General features: G+C 66.5%; 19 protein-coding genes and 1 tRNA gene. 10 read left to right on the top strand and 10 right to left on the bottom strand.

What is annotated here, in order from left to right; translation table 11 throughout:
- Positions 1-59: 59 nt before the first annotated feature.
- Entirely contained in the window at positions 60-428 is a 369-nt protein-coding gene (locus BOS5A_RS10610) for an RcnB family protein (protein WP_151955084.1), read from the bottom strand.
- 172 nt (positions 429-600) lie between these two features.
- Here BOS5A_RS10610 and fabD point away from each other — a divergent pair, with 172 nt between their 5' ends.
- From fabD to mltG, 6 genes are all read left to right on the top strand, one after another.
- Positions 601-1,536 carry an ACP S-malonyltransferase gene (fabD, locus tag BOS5A_RS10605; protein WP_151955083.1) on the top strand — a complete coding sequence of 312 codons (936 nt, stop codon included), beginning with the start codon at positions 601-603 and terminating at the stop codon, positions 1,534-1,536.
- Positions 1,537-1,577: 41 nt separating this feature from the next.
- Complete coding sequence (locus tag BOS5A_RS10600; protein ID WP_151955082.1) at positions 1,578-2,009, top strand: GxxExxY protein; 432 nt, start codon at positions 1,578-1,580, stop codon at positions 2,007-2,009.
- Positions 2,009-2,749 (top strand): 3-oxoacyl-[acyl-carrier-protein] reductase, encoded by a 741-nt coding sequence (gene fabG / locus BOS5A_RS10595; protein WP_151955081.1) that lies wholly within the window; start codon positions 2,009-2,011, stop codon positions 2,747-2,749. Before BOS5A_RS10600 ends, fabG begins: the two co-directional genes overlap by 1 nt.
- A gap of 77 nt (positions 2,750-2,826) precedes the next feature.
- On the top strand, positions 2,827-3,063 hold the full coding sequence (locus BOS5A_RS10590) for an acyl carrier protein (RefSeq protein ID WP_056424990.1): 237 nt from the start codon (positions 2,827-2,829) through the stop codon (positions 3,061-3,063).
- Between the two features lie 96 nt (positions 3,064-3,159).
- Positions 3,160-4,419 (top strand): beta-ketoacyl-ACP synthase II, encoded by a 1,260-nt coding sequence (gene fabF / locus BOS5A_RS10585; RefSeq protein WP_151955080.1) that lies wholly within the window; start codon positions 3,160-3,162, stop codon positions 4,417-4,419.
- 111 nt (positions 4,420-4,530) lie between these two features.
- Complete coding sequence (gene mltG / locus BOS5A_RS10580; RefSeq protein WP_151955079.1) at positions 4,531-5,499, top strand: endolytic transglycosylase MltG; 969 nt, start codon at positions 4,531-4,533, stop codon at positions 5,497-5,499.
- Positions 5,500-5,559: 60 nt separating this feature from the next.
- On the opposite strand, the gene eda is transcribed toward mltG, so the two are convergent.
- The 8 genes from eda to BOS5A_RS10540 all read right to left on the bottom strand — a co-directional run bounded on the left by eda (position 5,560) and on the right by BOS5A_RS10540 (position 12,873).
- Positions 5,560-6,171, bottom strand: a complete 612-nt coding sequence (gene eda, locus BOS5A_RS10575; RefSeq protein ID WP_151955078.1) for a bifunctional 4-hydroxy-2-oxoglutarate aldolase/2-dehydro-3-deoxy-phosphogluconate aldolase — start codon at positions 6,169-6,171, stop codon at positions 5,560-5,562.
- Positions 6,171-7,136, bottom strand: a complete 966-nt coding sequence (gene glk / locus BOS5A_RS10570) for a glucokinase (protein WP_151955077.1) — start codon at positions 7,134-7,136, stop codon at positions 6,171-6,173. Before glk ends, eda begins: the two co-directional genes overlap by 1 nt.
- A gap of 10 nt (positions 7,137-7,146) precedes the next feature.
- Entirely contained in the window at positions 7,147-8,958 is a 1,812-nt protein-coding gene (edd, locus tag BOS5A_RS10565) for a phosphogluconate dehydratase (protein WP_151955076.1), read from the bottom strand.
- Between the two features lie 81 nt (positions 8,959-9,039).
- Positions 9,040-9,744 carry a 6-phosphogluconolactonase gene (pgl, locus tag BOS5A_RS10560; RefSeq protein WP_151955075.1) on the bottom strand — a complete coding sequence of 235 codons (705 nt, stop codon included), beginning with the start codon at positions 9,742-9,744 and terminating at the stop codon, positions 9,040-9,042.
- 79 nt (positions 9,745-9,823) lie between these two features.
- The gene (gene zwf / locus BOS5A_RS10555) at positions 9,824-11,287 is read right to left on the bottom strand and encodes a glucose-6-phosphate dehydrogenase (protein WP_151955074.1); all 1,464 of its coding nucleotides are present in this window, start codon (positions 11,285-11,287) and stop codon (positions 9,824-9,826) included.
- 20 nt (positions 11,288-11,307) lie between these two features.
- Positions 11,308-12,234, bottom strand: a complete 927-nt coding sequence (gene argC / locus BOS5A_RS10550; RefSeq protein ID WP_151955073.1) for an N-acetyl-gamma-glutamyl-phosphate reductase — start codon at positions 12,232-12,234, stop codon at positions 11,308-11,310.
- Positions 12,231-12,467, bottom strand: coding sequence for an SH3 domain-containing protein (locus tag BOS5A_RS10545; protein WP_234419302.1), 237 nt, complete (start codon positions 12,465-12,467; stop codon positions 12,231-12,233). The genes argC and BOS5A_RS10545 overlap by 4 nt, the downstream gene beginning before the upstream one ends.
- A 73-nt stretch (positions 12,468-12,540) precedes the next feature.
- Positions 12,541-12,873: a MarR family transcriptional regulator gene (locus BOS5A_RS10540; RefSeq protein ID WP_151955955.1), complete on the bottom strand. Its 333-nt coding sequence runs from the start codon at positions 12,871-12,873 to the stop codon at positions 12,541-12,543.
- 232 nt (positions 12,874-13,105) lie between these two features.
- On the opposite strand from BOS5A_RS10540, the gene secG reads away from it, so the two are divergent.
- From secG to BOS5A_RS10525, 3 genes are all read left to right on the top strand, one after another.
- The gene (secG, locus tag BOS5A_RS10535; protein WP_151955072.1) at positions 13,106-13,504 is read left to right on the top strand and encodes a preprotein translocase subunit SecG; all 399 of its coding nucleotides are present in this window, start codon (positions 13,106-13,108) and stop codon (positions 13,502-13,504) included.
- An 85-nt stretch (positions 13,505-13,589) separates the two neighbouring features.
- Complete coding sequence (locus BOS5A_RS10530) at positions 13,590-15,224, top strand: CTP synthase (protein ID WP_151955071.1); 1,635 nt, start codon at positions 13,590-13,592, stop codon at positions 15,222-15,224.
- Between the two features lie 8 nt (positions 15,225-15,232).
- On the top strand, positions 15,233-15,679 hold the full coding sequence (locus BOS5A_RS10525; RefSeq protein WP_234419301.1) for a hypothetical protein: 447 nt from the start codon (positions 15,233-15,235) through the stop codon (positions 15,677-15,679).
- Between the two features lie 44 nt (positions 15,680-15,723).
- Here the strand turns inward: BOS5A_RS10525 and BOS5A_RS10520 are convergent.
- Positions 15,724-15,800, bottom strand: a tRNA-Arg gene (locus BOS5A_RS10520).
- 56 nt (positions 15,801-15,856) lie between these two features.
- Between BOS5A_RS10520 and BOS5A_RS10515 the strand changes: the two genes are divergently transcribed.
- Positions 15,857-16,606 (top strand): queuosine precursor transporter, encoded by a 750-nt coding sequence (locus BOS5A_RS10515; protein ID WP_151955070.1) that lies wholly within the window; start codon positions 15,857-15,859, stop codon positions 16,604-16,606.
- Positions 16,607-16,642: the final 36 nt, after the last annotated feature.

Here is a 16,642-nt window from a genome sequence, read left to right as displayed (position 1 = left end):
TAGCGGTTTCCGGGCGAAAGGCAAGGCTTCCGCCCGGAATGGCTGGCCCGAAAGCAGCCTTAGTTGAGCGCGCCGCCGATGACCGCACCGATCAGCCCGCTGGCAACCGCGACGAGCACCGCGTCATTGCCCGACCGCACCCAGTGATAGCCCCGGGGCGGCGCATAGAGGCGACGGTCCCGGTACTGGCGATAGTCGATCTCGCGGTAGTTCTGCGCATAGCGGCGATCGAAGCGCTGGCCCTTCGCCCAGTGGCGATAGGTTACGCGCGCCGGCGCCTTGCGCACGGTCTTCTTGACGACCACGGTCCGGCCGGGCTGGTGGCGCACGATGGTTTCGTGGCGCTGCGGCGCGGCCATCGCGGGGGCTGCGGCCATCGGGCTGGCGATAACGGCGGCGGCGACCGCGCTCAGAATAAGCTTCTTCATGACTTGTCTCCTCATGTCGGGCGCCGGATGTCCCCGGCGTCGAATGAAGAGATAGGAGGCGGGTGTATCAGCCCCGTCCCGGCAACATGACGAAAGTGTCACCAGGTGTCGCAGCTTGCGAAACGGCGTTCAGCTTTCTACGCGGACGACCTGTTTTGACGAGAGGATGACGATGCGCGCCTTCATGTTCCCGGGGCAGGGAAGCCAGTCGGTCGGCATGGGCAAGGCCCTGGCCGATGCCTCCGCTGTCGCTCGCGAGGTGTTTCAGGAGGTCGACGAAGCGCTCGGCCAGTCGCTCTCGCGCCTGATGTGGGATGGCCCGTCCGAAGATCTGATGCTGACCGAGAACGCGCAGCCCGCGATCATGGCGAATGCCATCGCGACGCTGCGTGTGGCGGAACGGGAGGGCGGGATACGCCTTGCCGACAAGGCGGACTTCGTGGCCGGGCACAGCCTGGGCGAGTATACGGCCCTGTGCGCAGCCGGCGCGATCGACCTTGCGACGACGGCGACGCTGCTGAAGCTGCGCGGGCAGGCGATGCAGGCGGCGGTGCCGGTGGGCGTCGGGGCGATGGCGGCGTTGCTCGGTGCCGATCTTGCCAAGGCGCAGGTGATTGCCGATGCTGCGGCCGAGGGCGAGGTCTGCACCGTCGCCAACGACAATGATCCGTCGCAGGTCGTCCTCTCCGGGCACAGGGGCGCGATCGACCGCGCCATCGCCATCGCCAAGGATCACGGTGCCAAGCGGGCGATCGCGCTGCCGGTGTCGGCGCCGTTCCACTGCCCGTTGATGCAGCCCGCCGCCGAGGCGATGGGAGCGGCGCTGGCCGACGCGCGGATCTCCGCGCCGCTCGTCCCGGTCTACGCGAACGTCACCGCGGCCCCCGTCGCCGACCCCGACACGATCCGCGCGCTGCTGGTCGAGCAGGTGACCGGCATGGTCCGCTGGCGCGAATCGGTGCTGGCGATGGAAGCGGCCGGGGTGCACGATTTCGTCGAGTTCGGCGGCAAGGTGCTCAGTCCCATGGTAAAGCGCATCGCGCCGGACGTGACAGCAACGAGCGTGGTGTCGATGGACGATATCGAGGCGCTGGTGAGAGTCATTTAGAACTTTGTTCGCGCGGAGACGCGGAGAGCGCGGAGGAAATGGTGAAGAATATTGATGAGATCAGCGGTGATGTCGTCGATGTTGCACTGCGCCTTCACCGCGATCTTGGCCCCGGGCTACTCGAAAGCGTTTATGAAACGGTTCTGGCGGCCAGATTGGCACAGATGGGCTACACCGTCGTCAGGCAGCGGCCAATCGATATCGAATTTGACGGGTTACGCTTTGAGGCCGCTTTTCGTATCGATTTGTTGATCGATGATCGATTGCTGGTGGAAATCAAATCGGTGGAGCGCCTGACGGCGGTGCACGCCAAGCAGTTGCTGACCTACCTCCGTTTAACCAAGCAGCCCGTTGGGCTGCTAATCAATTTCGGTGGCGCGACGCTCAAGGAAGGTCTCCGTCGCCTGGTCAATGACTACACTCCCTCTGCGTCCTCCGCGTCTCTGCGCGAAAAAATTCCAAGGAAAATATGATGTTCGACCTGACAGGCATGACCGCGCTGGTGACCGGCGCATCTGGGGGCATCGGTTCGTCGATCGCCAGGGGGCTTGCGGCGCAGGGTGCGCGGTTGGCGGTTTCGGGTTCGAATGCGGCGAAGCTCGATGCGTTCTGCGCCAGCCTTGGTGGCGATCATGTCGCACTCGCCTGCGACCTTTCGGATGCCGCGGCGGTGGACGGGCTTGTGCCGCGCGCGGTCGATGCGCTCGGCGGCAAGCTGGATATCCTGGTCAACAATGCCGGCGTCACCCGCGACAATCTGACGATGCGGATGAAGGACGAGGAATGGGATCAGGTAATCCGCGTCAACCTGGAAGCTGCCTTCCGCCTGATTCGCGCCGCGGCCAAACCGATGATGAAGGCGCGGTTCGGGCGGATCGTCTCGATCACCTCGGTCGTCGGCGCGACGGGCAATCCGGGGCAGGCCAATTACGCCGCATCCAAGGCCGGGCTGGTCGGCATGTCGAAGGCGATCGCGCAGGAGCTCGCCAGCCGGAACATCACGGTGAACTGCGTCGCGCCGGGGTTCATCACCTCGCCGATGACCGACGCGCTGCCCGATGCGCAGAAGACCGCGCTCACCTCCCGCATTCCCGCCGGGCGGCTGGGTGAGGGCGAGGACATCGCCGCCGCGGTCGTCTATCTCGCCAGCCGTGAAGCCGGATACGTCACCGGGCAGACCGTGCATGTGAACGGCGGGATGGCGATGATCTGATACTTGCGCCCCTGCGTCACGCGTTCTACGTGCGTTCAGGAATTACCCAAAACCCCCCAACGTGAAGAGGGAATGTTATGAGCGAGACCGCCGACCGCGTGAAGAAGATCGTCGTCGAGCACCTCGGCGTCGAAGCCGACAAGGTGACCGAAGATGCGAGCTTCATCGACGATCTGGGCGCGGACAGCCTCGATATCGTCGAACTGGTGATGGCGTTCGAGGAGGAATTCGGCGTCGAGATCCCCGATGATGCCGCGGAGAAGATCGCGACCGTCAAGGACGCGATCACCTATATCGACGAGCACAAGGGCTAAGCCCCCACGTCCCACATCGGGCCGGATTTGAGCGGCTCCCCGTCCCCGGCTAGAGGGCGGGGAGCCGTTTCGTTTTGGACAAGGATTGGAGTTGCCATGCGGCGTGTCGTCGTAACCGGATTGGGGCTTGTCACGCCGCTGGGCGCGGATGTGGAAACGGCCTGGGCGAACATCATCGCGAGCAAATCGGGCGCGGCGACGATCACCCGTTTCGATGCGACGGATTTCCAGACCAACTATGCCTGCGAGGTGAAGCCCGCTGACCATGAATTCGGGTTCGACGCCGGCAAGCGTGTCGACCACAAGATTCAGCGCCAGGTCGATCCGTTCATCGTCTATGGCATCGACGCCGCCGGCCAGGCGCTCGAGGATGCGGGCCTGACCGACATGAGCGAAGCGGAGCGCCTGCGCGCCGGCTGTTCGATCGGATCGGGGATCGGCGGGCTGCCGGGGATCGAAAGCGAGTCGCTCGTCCTCGCTGAAAAGGGGCCGAAGCGGGTCAGCCCGCATTTCGTGCATGGACGCCTCATCAACCTCATTTCGGGGCAGGTCTCGATCAAATACGGCCTGATGGGACCGAACCACGCCGTCGTTACCGCCTGTTCGACCGGCGCGCATTCGATCGGCGACGCGGCGCGGATGATCGCGATGGACGATGCCGATGTCATGCTCGCCGGGGGCGCGGAAAGCGCGATCTGCCCCATCGGGATCGCCGGCTTCGGTCAGGCGCGCGCGCTTTCCACCGGCTTTCGCGACGATCCGACGCGTGCCAGCCGGCCCTATGACAAGGACCGCGACGGCTTCGTGATGGGTGAGGGCGCCGGCGTCGTCTGCCTCGAGGAATATGAGCACGCCAGGGCGCGCGGCGCGAAGATTTACGCCGAGGTCATCGGCTACGGCCTGTCCGGCGACGCCTATCATGTGACGGCGCCGCATCCGGAAGGCTCCGGGGCGTTCCGGTCGATGGAAATGGCGATGCGCAAGTCGGGCCTTTCGCTCGAGGATATCGATTACATCAACGCGCACGGCACCTCGACGCCGCTGGGCGACGAACTGGAACTCGGCGCGGTAAGGCGGCTGTTCGGCGATGCGCTGGGCGGCGTGTCGATGTCCTCGACCAAATCGGCGATCGGCCATCTGCTGGGCGGCGCGGGCGCCGTGGAGAGCATCTTCTGCATCCTGGCGATGCGCGACCAGATCGTCCCGCCGACGCTCAATCTCGACAATCCGAGCGACAATTGCGTCGGCGTCGATCTGGTGCCGCATACCGCCAAGAAGCGGCAGGTGCGCGCGGTGCTCAACAACTCGTTCGGCTTCGGCGGCACCAACGCCTCGCTCGTGATGAAGGCGGTCTGATATGGCTTGCTATTTTCCTGGCCCAATGCGCCGTTCGGCCTGAGCGAAGTCGAAGGCCATGCGCTTCGTCAGGTGCTTCGACTGCGCTCAGCACGAACGGGGAATGACGCGATGAGACCGCTCGGCTGCTTCGGCCTGCTGCTTGGCCTGCTCGGGATCGTCGCGGCGTTTCTGATCGCGCAGGACTGGCGCGGGGCGGGGCCCTCGAACAGCGCGCTGACCGTCCAGATCCCGCGCGGAGCGACGCTGTCGCGGGCGGCGGCCGAGCTGGAAAAGGCGGGCGCGATCGATTCTGCGTTCCGTTTCCGCGCCTATGCTCGCGTATTCGGTAACAACAAGTCGATTCGTGCCGGCGAATATGCCCTGCCGCCGTCCGCCAGCAAGTCGGAGGTTCTGAACCTGCTTCAGGCGGGGAAGGTCCGCCAGCGGTTCGTCGTGGTGCCGGAGGGGCTGCCTTCGGTGATCGTCCATGATGCGCTGCTGCGCGCGGACGGGCTGGTCGGCAGCGTCGATGTGCCGCGTGAGGGGTCGGTACTGCCCGACAGCTATGCCTATGAGCGTGGTGACACGCGAATTTCGGTGGTGTTGCGGATGCAGAAAGCGATGCGCGACTATCTCGCCGCGGCGTGGAAGAAGCGCAAAGCCGATATCGCGGTAAAGACGCCCGAAGAGGCCATCACGCTCGCCTCGATCGTCGAGAAGGAGACGGGCAAACCGTCCGAGCGGCGGACGGTCGCGGGCGTCTATGGCAACCGCCTGCGCCTCGGCATGCCGCTGCAGGCCGACCCGACCGTCATCTATCCGATCACCAAGGGGCGTCCGCTTGGGCGGCGCATCCTGGAATCGGAGCTGAAGGCGAAGAACGGCTACAACACCTATGCAAGCCCCGGCCTGCCGGTCGGGCCGATCGCGAACCCGGGCAAGGCATCGATCGACGCGGTGCTCGATCCGGCGGACACGAAGGCGCTGTATTTCGTCGCTGACGGAACGGGCGGGCATGTGTTCGCGGACACGCTGGAAGAGCATAATGCCAATGTCGCGAAATGGTATGCGATCCGCCATGCGCGCGGCGAGATGTAGAGACGTGCTCCCGCGAAGGCGGGAGCCCAGACTGGGTCCCCGCCTTCGCGGGGACACATATTACCTATGAATTGCGCTTGCAGCCCGCGCCTTCGCTTCCACATCAGCCATCGACGCGCCTGCGGGGGTCGCCCAGCTGCCGCCGACGCACAGCACCTTTTCGAACGCTAGCCACTCGGGTGCCGACGTTTCGGTGATGCCGCCGGTTGGACAAAAGCGACATTGATAGAACGGCGCGGCGAGGGCCTTCAGCGCCTTGATCCCGCCAGAAGTTTCCGCCGGAAAAAACTTGAAGTGCGTCAGGCCCAGGTCGAGCCCGCGCATGATGTCACCCGCGGTCGCGATGCCGGGGAGGTAGGGCACACCGCTCGCGATGATCGGATCGGCGAGGCGATCGGTCAGGCCGGGCGAGACGATGAACTCCGCGCCCGCGTCCATGACCTGCGCGAACTGATCGGTCGAGACGACCGTGCCCGCGCCGACGATCGCGCGGGGGACCTGCTTCATCTCGCGGATGGCGTCGAGCGCGGCGGGGGTGCGCAACGTGACTTCTAGGACGCGCAGACCGCCCGCGACGAGCGCTTCGGCGAGCGGCCTTGCGGTCGCGGCGTCGTCGATGACGAGGACCGGGATCACCGCGCTTGTCCGCATGATCGTTTCGATATCGGGCATCAGCTATGTTCCTGCGCAAAGGCGGCCGCGGCGCCGAACAGGCCGGGCTGGGGATGGGTGATGAGCTTGACCGGGAGCGACGCCATCAGCGACTGAAAGCGGCCCTTGGCGATGAAGCGCTGGTCGAAGCCCGATCGCAGCAGCTTGTGCTTGATGCGCAGGCCCAGGCCGCCCGCGATGACAACGCCCTTCGCGCCGTGCGCGAGCGCGAGATCACCCGCGGCGGCACCGAGCGTCAGGCAGAAGCGATCGAGCGCGGCGAGCGCGATCGAATCGGTGCCGTCCAGCGCCTCGGCCCAGATCGTCTTGTCGTCACGGCTGTGGACGGCGCGCCCTTCGAGCTCGGCGAGCGTTTCGTAGATCGCGACGATCGCCGGCCCGGCGCAGACGCGCTCGGTCGAGACGCGGGTGAAGGTCTTGCGCAGCCGCTTGAGGATCGCGTCCTCGATCCCGTCGAGCGGGGCGAAATCGACATGGCCCCCCTCGGTCGGCAGGACGTAATAGCGGTCCGGCGTCTTGAAGACCTGCGCGACGCCAAGCCCCGTGCCGGGGCCGCACACGGTCGTCACACCCTCGACCGGGAGCGGCGTGTCGGGGCCGCAGAGATGGTCGAAATCCTCCACCGGCAACTGCGCGACGGCATGGCCCACCGCGCCGAAATCGTTGATGACGGTGTAGATGTCGGCGCCCAGCCGCTCGGGGATCAGCGACTGGCGGATCACCCAGGGATTGTTGGTCAGGCGGATGACGTCGCCCGTGATCGGCGAGGCGACCGAGATCGCCGCGGCCTTGGGGGTTGGGCGGCCGAGTTGCGCCTCGAACGCCTGCCACGCGGTCTGGAGGCTCGCATGCTCGGCAGTCTTCAGCGTGACCGGCTCGCCGAGCGCCACGACGCGGCCACCCTCGACCTCGGCGATCGCGAAGCGCGCGTGGGTTCCGCCGATATCAACTGCCACGACTTCCATCGACATCCTCCTAAAGCCCGGCACCCGCCAATACCGCCGATGCGCCCTTTTCGGCTTCATCGGCAAGCCCGCGGAACATCCCGAACAATTCGCGCCCCATGCCCGTGGCGGGTGCAGGTGCGGGAGCAGATTCGCGCGTCGCCCATTCGGCCGGATCGACGAGCGCGTCGAGCGTGCCGTTCACCGCATCGACGCGGAGCATGTCGCCGTCACGGACCAGACCGATCGCACCGCCAAGCAGCGCCTCGGGCGAGCAATGGATCGCGCACGGCACCTTGCCGCTCGCGCCCGACATGCGCCCATCGGTGACGAGCGCGACCCTGAACCCGCGATTTTGCAGTACGCCGAGGCACGGCGTGAGCTTGTGGAGTTCGGGCATGCCATTGGCGCGCGGGCCCTGGAAGCGGACGACGACGACGACATCCTGCTCCAGCGTGCCCTGCCGGAACGCCTCGAGCACTTCGAGCTGATCGGCGAAGACGCGCGCCGGCGCCTCGACGATCCAGCGGTCGCGCTCGACCGCCGACACCTTGATGCACGCGCGGCCGATATTGCCTTGCAGGATGCGCATGCCGCCATCGGGGGAGAAGGGCGCGGTGGCGGGGCGAAGGATGGTCTCGTCGCCGCTGTCCCCGACGCGTTCCCAGGCGAGGGCATCGTCCTTGAGCACCGGCTTCGACGCGTAGTCGCGGAGGTCGGCGCCGCCGACCGTCCTGATATCGCGGTGGAGGTAGCCGCCATCGATCAGCTGCCCGATGACGAAGGGCATGCCGCCCGCTGACTCGAAGGCGTTCACGTCGGCGGACCCGTTGGGATAGACCCGCGCGATGAGCGGCACGGCGGCGGAGAGGCGGTCGAAATCCTCCCAGTCAATGACGATGCCCGCCGCACGCGCGATGGCGGGGACGTGGAGCAGGTGGTTGGTCGATCCGCCGGTCGCCAGCAGCCCCACCGCCGCGTTCACGATCGCGCGCTCGTCGACGCAGTGCCCGAGCGGGCGGTAATCGTCACCGCGCCAGCCGAGGCCAGCGACCTTCTGGACGGCGGCGCGGGTGAGTTCCTGACGCAGCTTCGTGCCGGGATTGACGAACGCGGCGCCGGGCATGTGCAGGCCCATCACCTCCATCATCATCTGGTTGGTGTTGGCGGTGCCGTAGAAGGTGCAGGTGCCCTGGCCGTGATAGGCGGCGATCTCGCTGTCGAGCAGCTCCTCGCGCGTCGCCTCGCCGGTCGCGAACCGCTCGCGCACCGCGGCCTTGGCCTTGTTGGCGAGGCCCGAGGGCATCGGACCGCCGGGGATGAGGACCATCGGCAGATGGCCGAAGCGTAGCGCACCCATCAGCAGGCCGGGCACGATCTTGTCGCAGATGCCGAGCAACGCCGCGCCCTCGAACGTGCCGTGCGAGAGCGCAATCGCGGTGGAGAGCGCGATCGTGTCGCGGCTGAACAGCGACAGCTCCATGCCCGGATAGCCCTGCGTCACCCCGTCGCACATCGCTGGCACGCCGCCTGCGACCTGCGCCGTGGCGCCGACCTCGCGCGCCCATACCTTCATCAGTTCCGGGTAGCGGTAGTAGACCGCGTGCGCGGAGAGCATGTCGTTATAGGCGGTGACGATGCCGATGTTCATGCCCGCATCGGCCTTCATCGCCTCGCGGTCCTCGGGCGTGCCGGCATAGGCATGGGCGAGGTTCGCGCAGCCGAGCGACGGGCGGCCGATCCAGGTCTCGCGCTCGCGCTCGATCAGCGCGAGATAGGCGGCGCGGGAGGGGCGCGAGCGTTCGATGATGCGGTCGGTGACCGCGCTGACGGCGGGGTTCATTTCGATCTCCGATGTGCTCCCGCAGGGACGGGAGCCCAGTCTGGATCTCCGCCTTCGCGGAGATACATTAGGGTCAGGCGATCAGGCCGCCCAGTGGATATCCACCGGCAGCTCCGCATCCGCCAGCACGCGGCCGATCGGATAGGGCGAGCCGGCACCTTCCGAGATCGCGTCCTCGATGACCTTGCGCTTGGCATCGCCCGTGACCGCGATCATCAGCGCGCGCGCGGTGACGATGGCGGAACGGCTGAGCGTCACCCGTGCGACCGGTGCCTCGGGCGGCAGCGGATCGGGCATCACGCCGAGCGCGCGCCGCTCGCGCGGGCCATTCAGCGCTTCGTCGAAATCGGCGCCGGGGAAGATCGACGCGGTGTGCCCGTCGCCGCCGACACCGAGCAGGCACAGGTCGAGCGGCCAGTGCAGGTCCTGCATCAGCGCGTCCGCGGAGCGCCCGGCCGCCTTGTAGTCCGCCGTCGCGCTCGGCACGATCGGCATGACGCGAGCGCCCTTGGGGATGAACGCCTTGCCGATCATCGTGACGTTGGACAGCGGATCGCCCAGCGGCACGACGCGCTCGTCGGTCGGCACGATGGTCACGCGCTTCCAGTCGAGCTTCGCCGCGCTCAACTTCTCGTAGATGGGCACCGGAGTCTTGCCGCCCGAGAGCGCGATAACCGCGCCGCCACGTGCGTCGATCGCGCTTTCGATGATGAACTGGATGTCGCCCGCGACCGCGCCCGCCATCTCGGCTGCGTCGTCATAGTCCCACCATTCGATCTCGGTCATATCGTGCCTTTTGCGTTGTGCTCCCGCGCAGGCGGGAGCCCAGACTGGATCCCCGCGTGCGCGGGAATACAAGAAGTGCTCAATCGTCCTGCCAGGTCACCCCGTCGCGCTCCGTCAGCGCGATGGCGTTGGAGGGTCCCCAGGTGCCCGACGCATAGCTTTTGGGCTTCATGTCGTTCGCGGTCCACCCCTCGCGGATCGCGTCGATCCACTGCCACTGCGCTTCCACCTCGTCGCGTCGCACGAACAGCGTCGGGTCGCCCTCGATCAGGTCGAGGAGCAAGCGTTCATAGGCAATGCGGCGGCGCGTGCCGGCGAATTCAGCGTCGAGGCTGAGGTTCAAGGGCACTTCGCGCAATCGAATCCCCTCGCGGTCGAGCCCGGGCTCCTTCGCCATCACGAGCAGCTGGATATACTCCTCGGGCTGCAGACGAATGATGAGCATGTTGGGCTGGAGCAGCCCGCCGCGGCCAGCGAACATCGAATGCGGCACTGGCTTGAACTGGATCGCGATCTCGCTGCGCCGCGTCGCCATCCGCTTGCCGGTGCGCAGGTAGAAGGGCACACCCTGCCAGCGCCAGTTGTCGACATGCGCCTTGATCGCGACGAAGGTTTCGGTCGTCGATGGCTTGCCGAGTTCGGCGACGTAGCTCTTCACGATCTCGCCGTTCACCGCACCGTCGCCATATTGGCCGATCACGGTTTCGTGTGGGACCTGTTCGGGCGGCATCTGGCGGAGCGAGCGGAAGACCTTCGCCTTTTCGTCGCGGATCGCGGTGCCGTCGAAGCGGGCGGGGGGCTCCATCGCGATCAGCGCGACGAGCTGGAGCATGTGGTTGGCGACCATGTCGCGCAATGCGCCCGCCGTCTCGTAATAACCGGCGCGATCCTCGAGCCCGACCGTCTCGGCAACGGTGATCTGGACGTTGTCGATGCCTTGCGCGTTCCAGACGGGTTCGAAGAACGAGTTGCCGAAGCGCAGCGCAAGGATGTTCTGGACGGTTTCCTTGCCCAGATAATGGTCGATCCGGAAGGTGCGATCCTCGGGAAAGGCAGTCGCGACAGTGTCGTTGATCTCCTTCGACGAGGCGAGGTCGTAGCCGAGCGGCTTTTCGAGGCCGATCCGCACCGTCTCGCCGGTCAGTCCGGCGGATTCGAGACCCTTGATGACCGGCTCGAACAGCGATGGCGCGGTCGAGAGGAAGATCGCGAGCCCGCCCGCCGTATCGCCGATCTTCTTCGCCAGATCCTTGTAGTGCGCCATGTCGGTCGCATCGAGCGCTTGATATTGGAGCCGATCGAGGAACGACTTCAGCGCTTTTTCGTCCTTGCGGTCGTCCGGCAGGAACTCGTCGAGCGCGGCTTTCGCGAACTTCTTGTAGCTCGCATCGTCATGCTCGGACCGGGCGGTGCCGGTGATCGTCAGCCCGTCGGGCAGCAGACCGTCGGCGTGGAGGCCGTAGAGCGACGGCAGCAGCATGCGCTGCGCCAGATCGCCGGTGGCGCCGAACAGCAGGAGTTTACCGACGGGGCTGCGCTGCAACGGGCGTCTCCTTGGAAATATCAGGCGGTGAGGCCGGCGAGCGGATCTAGCCCGGCCATGATGTTGAGGTTCTGGACTGCGGCACCCGCCGCGCCCTTGCCGAGATTGTCGAGCGTGGCGACGAGCCGCGCCTGACCCGCCGCGTCATTGCCGCAGGCATGGAGCGTCAGCCGGTCGGTGCCGGCATCGTCCGCGATCGCGATGGCCGCAGCTTCCGCGCCCAGCCGGACGAGCGGATGACCGGCATAGGCGTCGGTCCAGCAGTCCCGGATCGCGGCGAGCGTCGGGCGGCCGGGGACCGCGTGGAGATGGAGCGGCACCTCGACGACCATGCCGCGATAGGTGTTGGCCACGGCTGGCGCGAAGATCGGCGCGTGCGCCAGGCCGGCATGCGCCTGCATTTCGGGCACATGCTTGTGCGCGAGGCCGAGCGCATAGGCGCGAAATGCGGGGGCGGGGGAAGCGCCTTCGAACTCGGCGATCATCGCCTTGCCGCCACCCGAATAGCCCGACGTCGCGTTGACCGTCATCAGCCAGTCGGCGGGGATTAGGCCGCTTCGCACCAAGGGCCTGACGAGCGCCAGGAAGCCGGTCGGATAGCAGCCGGGGTTGGTGACTCGCGCCGCTGTCCGCAGCGTTTCGGCGCGATCGGCCTCGATCTCGGGAAAGCCATAGGTCCAGCCGGCGGCGGTCCGGTGCGCGCTCGACGCATCGATGATCCGAACCGCGGGGTTGGTGACCAGCGCCACCGCCTCGCGCGCCGCATCGTCAGGCAGGCAGAGCACGACGACGTCTGCCGCATTCAGCGCGTCGCTGCGGGCCGCGGCATCCTTGCGCAGGTCATCGGAAAGCGTCGTGACCGTCACGTCGTCGCGGCCTGCCAGCCGCTCGCGGATTTCGAGCCCCGTGGTGCCGACCGCGCCGTCGATGAAGACGCGCACGCTCATCCCGGCAGGCCGAGCGCCTTCGCCGGCAGGTAGCCGACAAGACCGGAGCCGGTCGCGATTCCCCAGGCTACCCCGCCGGTCACGTCGAGCACGTCGAACGCGTCGCCGGCGGCGAGTTGGGCAACGGTCCCGGAATCGGCTTGGCGGGTTTCGGTCATCACGGCGGCGCTTAGCAGCTTGCGCGGCATCGGCGCGGCATAATGCGGCGCGAATACGTATTCGGCGAGCCGCACGTCGGCGATATCCGGCCGAACGGCGTTGGTGCGCGGATCGAGGTGGCGCGACGGCCCGGTCAGCGCGAAGCTGCTACGCGCTGGCGTGGTTGGGTGCCCGTTCGGCGAGCGGTTCGTCTCCGTCGCCGATGAAATGGCCGAACTCCTCAAGAAAATCTGCCCCTTCGGATGTGCGCGCGATGAATATATTGCGCTTGTCGCTGTCGTCGCGCTGGCGGCGCAGATAGCCCAGCGCGCCCAGCCTGTTCAAGGCGCGCGTGACCACCGGCTTCGACACGTTCAATGCACGCGCCAGACCGCGGACCGTATGGGGGCCGGGATTGAGATAGACAAGCAGAAGGAGCGCCATCTGCCGATTGGTGAGGTCGGGCTCGCCGGAGCGGACATAATCGACCAACGTCCGCATCCAGCCGCCGAGCTCGGGATGTATTGCCGTTGCCACCGCTTCATTCGTCCCGATAGTGAAAACCCGGGGATACGGGCCTTGCCTGTGCGCAGATAACGCCTGCATTCCGCGCTGGTTTCAGCTGTGTTACGAATTTGCTGGATGGGGGGGCGGGCTGATCGGTTGATCGGACGCACCATCCCGCCTATGTGCGCGCTCGGTCATCACCATCATCGGGCTCTCGTCGCGCATCATGTTCACCTTTCTCCTTGTCGTGCAGGCGATCATCGCCGCGGCCCTCGTCACGGTGATCCTGATGCAGAAGTCGGAAGGCGGCGGCCTGACTTCGGGCGGCAGCCCGTCGGGGCTGATGTCCGCGCGCGGTGCCGCCGATTTCCTGACCCGGTCGACCGCAGTGCTGGCGTTTCTGTTCGTGTCGATGAGCATCGCGCTGTCGGTGATCGCCGCCGGCCGCCAGTCGACGACGGTCGATACTTCGCTGGCCCGCAAGGCACCGCTCGCCCCGGCGAGCACCGGACCGGCGCCCGCCGATCAGGGCGCGCCCTTCGCGACGGCAGCGCAGAATGCGGCCGCCGCAGCGGCGCAGAACAGCACCCCGCCTGCGGACAACGGCGTCCCGCTCGCGCGGTAAGAATACCGAATTGTCGGCATTTCGTCGCGTCCGTGGATTCGGGCGCTTGTGATCCCTTGTGTTTAGAGGCTAGGCGTTTCCTCCCATGGCGCGGTTCATTTTCATTACCGGCGGCGTGGTCTCCTCGCTCGGCAAGGGTCTCATGGCGGCATCGCTCGCCGCTCTCCTCCAGACGCGCGGCTACAAGGTCCGCATCCGCAAGTTCGATCCGTATCTGAACGTCGATCCGGGCACGATGAGCCCGTATCAGCACGGCGAGGTCTATGTGACCGATGACGGCGCGGAGACCGATCTCGATCTCGGCCATTACGAGCGCTTCACCGGCGTCGCGTCGCGGCAGAGCGACAACATCACGTCAGGTCGCATCTACCAGCAGATCATCACCCGCGAGCGCCGCGGCGACTATCTGGGCGCGACGGTGCAGGTCATCCCGCACGTCACCGATGCGATCAAGGAATTCGCGAAGGCCGACACCGACGACCTGGATTTCGTCCTGTGCGAGATCGGCGGGACGGTCGGCGACATCGAATCGCTGCCCTTCATCGAGGCGATCCGCCAGCTCAAGAACGACCTTGGCCGGGGCAATTCGATCAGCGTCCACCTGACGCTCGTTCCCTATATCTCGGCGGCGGGCGAGCTGAAGACGAAGCCGACCCAGCATTCGGTGCGCGAACTCGCCGCGCTCGGCGTCCAGCCCGACGTTCTGGTCTGCCGCTGCGAGCATCCGCTGCCCGACAGCGACCGCGCCAAGATCGCGCTGTTCTGCAACGTGCCCAAGGCCGCGGTCATCCCCGCGCTCGACGCGAAGAGCATCTATGCGGTGCCGCTGCAATATCACGCCGAGGGCCTCGATTCCGAGGTGCTGCGCGCCTTCGGGATCGAGCCGGGCTCGACACCCGATCTGTCGCGCTGGGAACAGATCGTCGACCGACTGACCAATCCGGAAGGCGAGGTGACCGTCGGCGTCGTGGGCAAATATGTCGGGCTGCAGGACGCCTACAAGTCGCTCAACGAAGCGCTGGTGCACGGCGGCATCGCCCACAAGGTGAAGGTCAACATCCGCTGGATCGACGCCGAACTGTTCGAGGGCGACGAGAGCGAGATCGCAGCTGCCCTCGAGCCGTGCCACGCGATCCTCGTCCCCGGCGCGTTCGGCGAGCGCGGCGCGGAGGGCAAGATCGCGAGCATCCGCTTCGCACGAGAGCGCAACGTGCCGTATTTCGGCATCTGTTTCGGCATGCAGATGGCCTGCATCGAGGGCGCGCGCGACCTCGCCGGAATCGCCGGTGCTTCCTCGACCGAATTCGGCCCGACCGACGAACCCGTGGTCGGTCTGATCACGGAATGGATGGGCAAGGACGGGCTGGAGAAGCGGGAGGCGAACGGCGACCTGGGCGGCACGATGCGGCTGGGCGCCTATGAGGCGAGGCTGGACGGCAACAGTGTCGTTGCGTCGATCTATGGCGACACCACGATCCATGAGCGGCACCGGCACCGGTACGAGGTGAACACCGGCTACCGCGCGGCACTGGAGACGGGCGGGCTCGTCTTCTCGGGCATGTCACCCGACGAAACGCTGCCGGAGATCGTCGAGCGGCCGGATCATCCGTGGTTCGTCGGCGTGCAGTTTCATCCGGAGCTGAAGTCCAAGCCATTCGACCCGCATCCGCTGTTCGCCAGCTTCATCGGCGCGGCGGTGAAGCAGAGCCGGCTGGTCTGACGCCCATATTGCCGCCGCCGGTCGTCGCCACGCTGGAGCGGGTTGCGGCGCTGCTAGGCAAGGCGGACGAGCCGTGGTGGATCATCGGCAGCGCCGCGGTCGCGCTGCACGGCGGGGCGGCGGACGAGATCGGCGACATCGATGTGCTTCTTGGCACCGCCGATGCTTTGCGGCTCGTCGATGAACTTGGTTTGGCGCGATGTGAAAGCGGGAACGATCCGCTGTTCCGCTCCGCCATATTTGCGCGATGGACCGCCCCTCCACTGCCGGTCGAGTTCATGGCCGGCTTGCACGTCGCGGATGCAGGGCAATGGGCAAGCGTGGTGCCGCAGAGCCGGGAGTTGATTCGATGCGGCGACGTCATGATCGGTGTGCCGTCGCGCGCCGAACTGCGCGCGATTCTGCTTCTGTTCGGACGGCCGAAGGATTTACGGCGGGCAACGACGCTTGTTTGAAAATCACGGCGCCGGACCACTTGGCGCGGATAACCGGGAATTGGTGGCGCGCCCGGAGGGATTCGAACCCCCGACCAAGGAGGTAGAAGCTCCTTGCTCTATCCATCTGAGCTACGGGCGCCCGCGGCCCTGCTAGCGGCAATTGCGCGCGAGTGAAACCGGCAGCATAACCTCGCCATGATCGAGGGGGCTCAGGACAGGCCGCGCGCGACCGACGCGAGCACGCTCGGCGGCGCGAATTTCCGTTACTATGACTTCGTGATGGCGGCGTTCGTCGCGATCCTGCTGCTGTCGAACGTCATCGGCGCCGGCAAGGTCGCGGTCGTGAACCTGCCGGTCATCGGCGACTGGCCGTTCGGGGCGGGCATCCTGTTCTTCCCCGTCAGCTACGTCATCGGCGACGTGCTGACCGAGGTCTATGGCTATGCGCGCGCCCGGCGGGTGATCTGGGCGGGGTTCGCGGCGGTCGTGTTCATGGCGTTCATGGCCTGGGTGGTCGTCAAGCTGCCGCCTGCGCCCGACTGGAAGAACCAGGCGGCGTATGAGGTGATCTTCGGGCAGGTGCCGCGGATCGTGTTCGCCAGCGTCTGCGCCTTCTGGGCGGGGGAGTTCGTCAACTCGTTCGTGCTGGCGCGGATGAAGATCTGGACGGGCGGCCGGCATCTGTGGACCCGCACGATCGGATCGACGATCGCCGGGCAGGCGGTGGACAGCGCGATCTTCTATCCGCTGGCGTTCTGGGGCGCGGAGGGGTGGACCAACGCATTGGTCGTGAAGGTGCTGTTCACCCAGTGGGCGCTGAAGGTCGGCTGGGAGGTGCTACTGACGCCCGTGACCTATGCGGTCGTCGGTTTCCTGAAAAGGCGCGAAGGCATCGACGTGTTTGACCGCGATACCGATTTCACGCCGTTCCGGGCGCGGGTGTAAGCGTCGTTGTCACCCCAGCCCTTCGACTGCCTGCAA

The sequence above is a fragment of the Sphingomonas sp. EC-HK361 genome (genome assembly GCF_902498785.1).
GTDB lineage: Bacteria > Pseudomonadota > Alphaproteobacteria > Sphingomonadales > Sphingomonadaceae > Sphingomonas.
The sequence above is the reverse complement of the archived record's forward strand: the minus strand, read 5'-3'. Positions and strand labels throughout refer to the sequence as shown.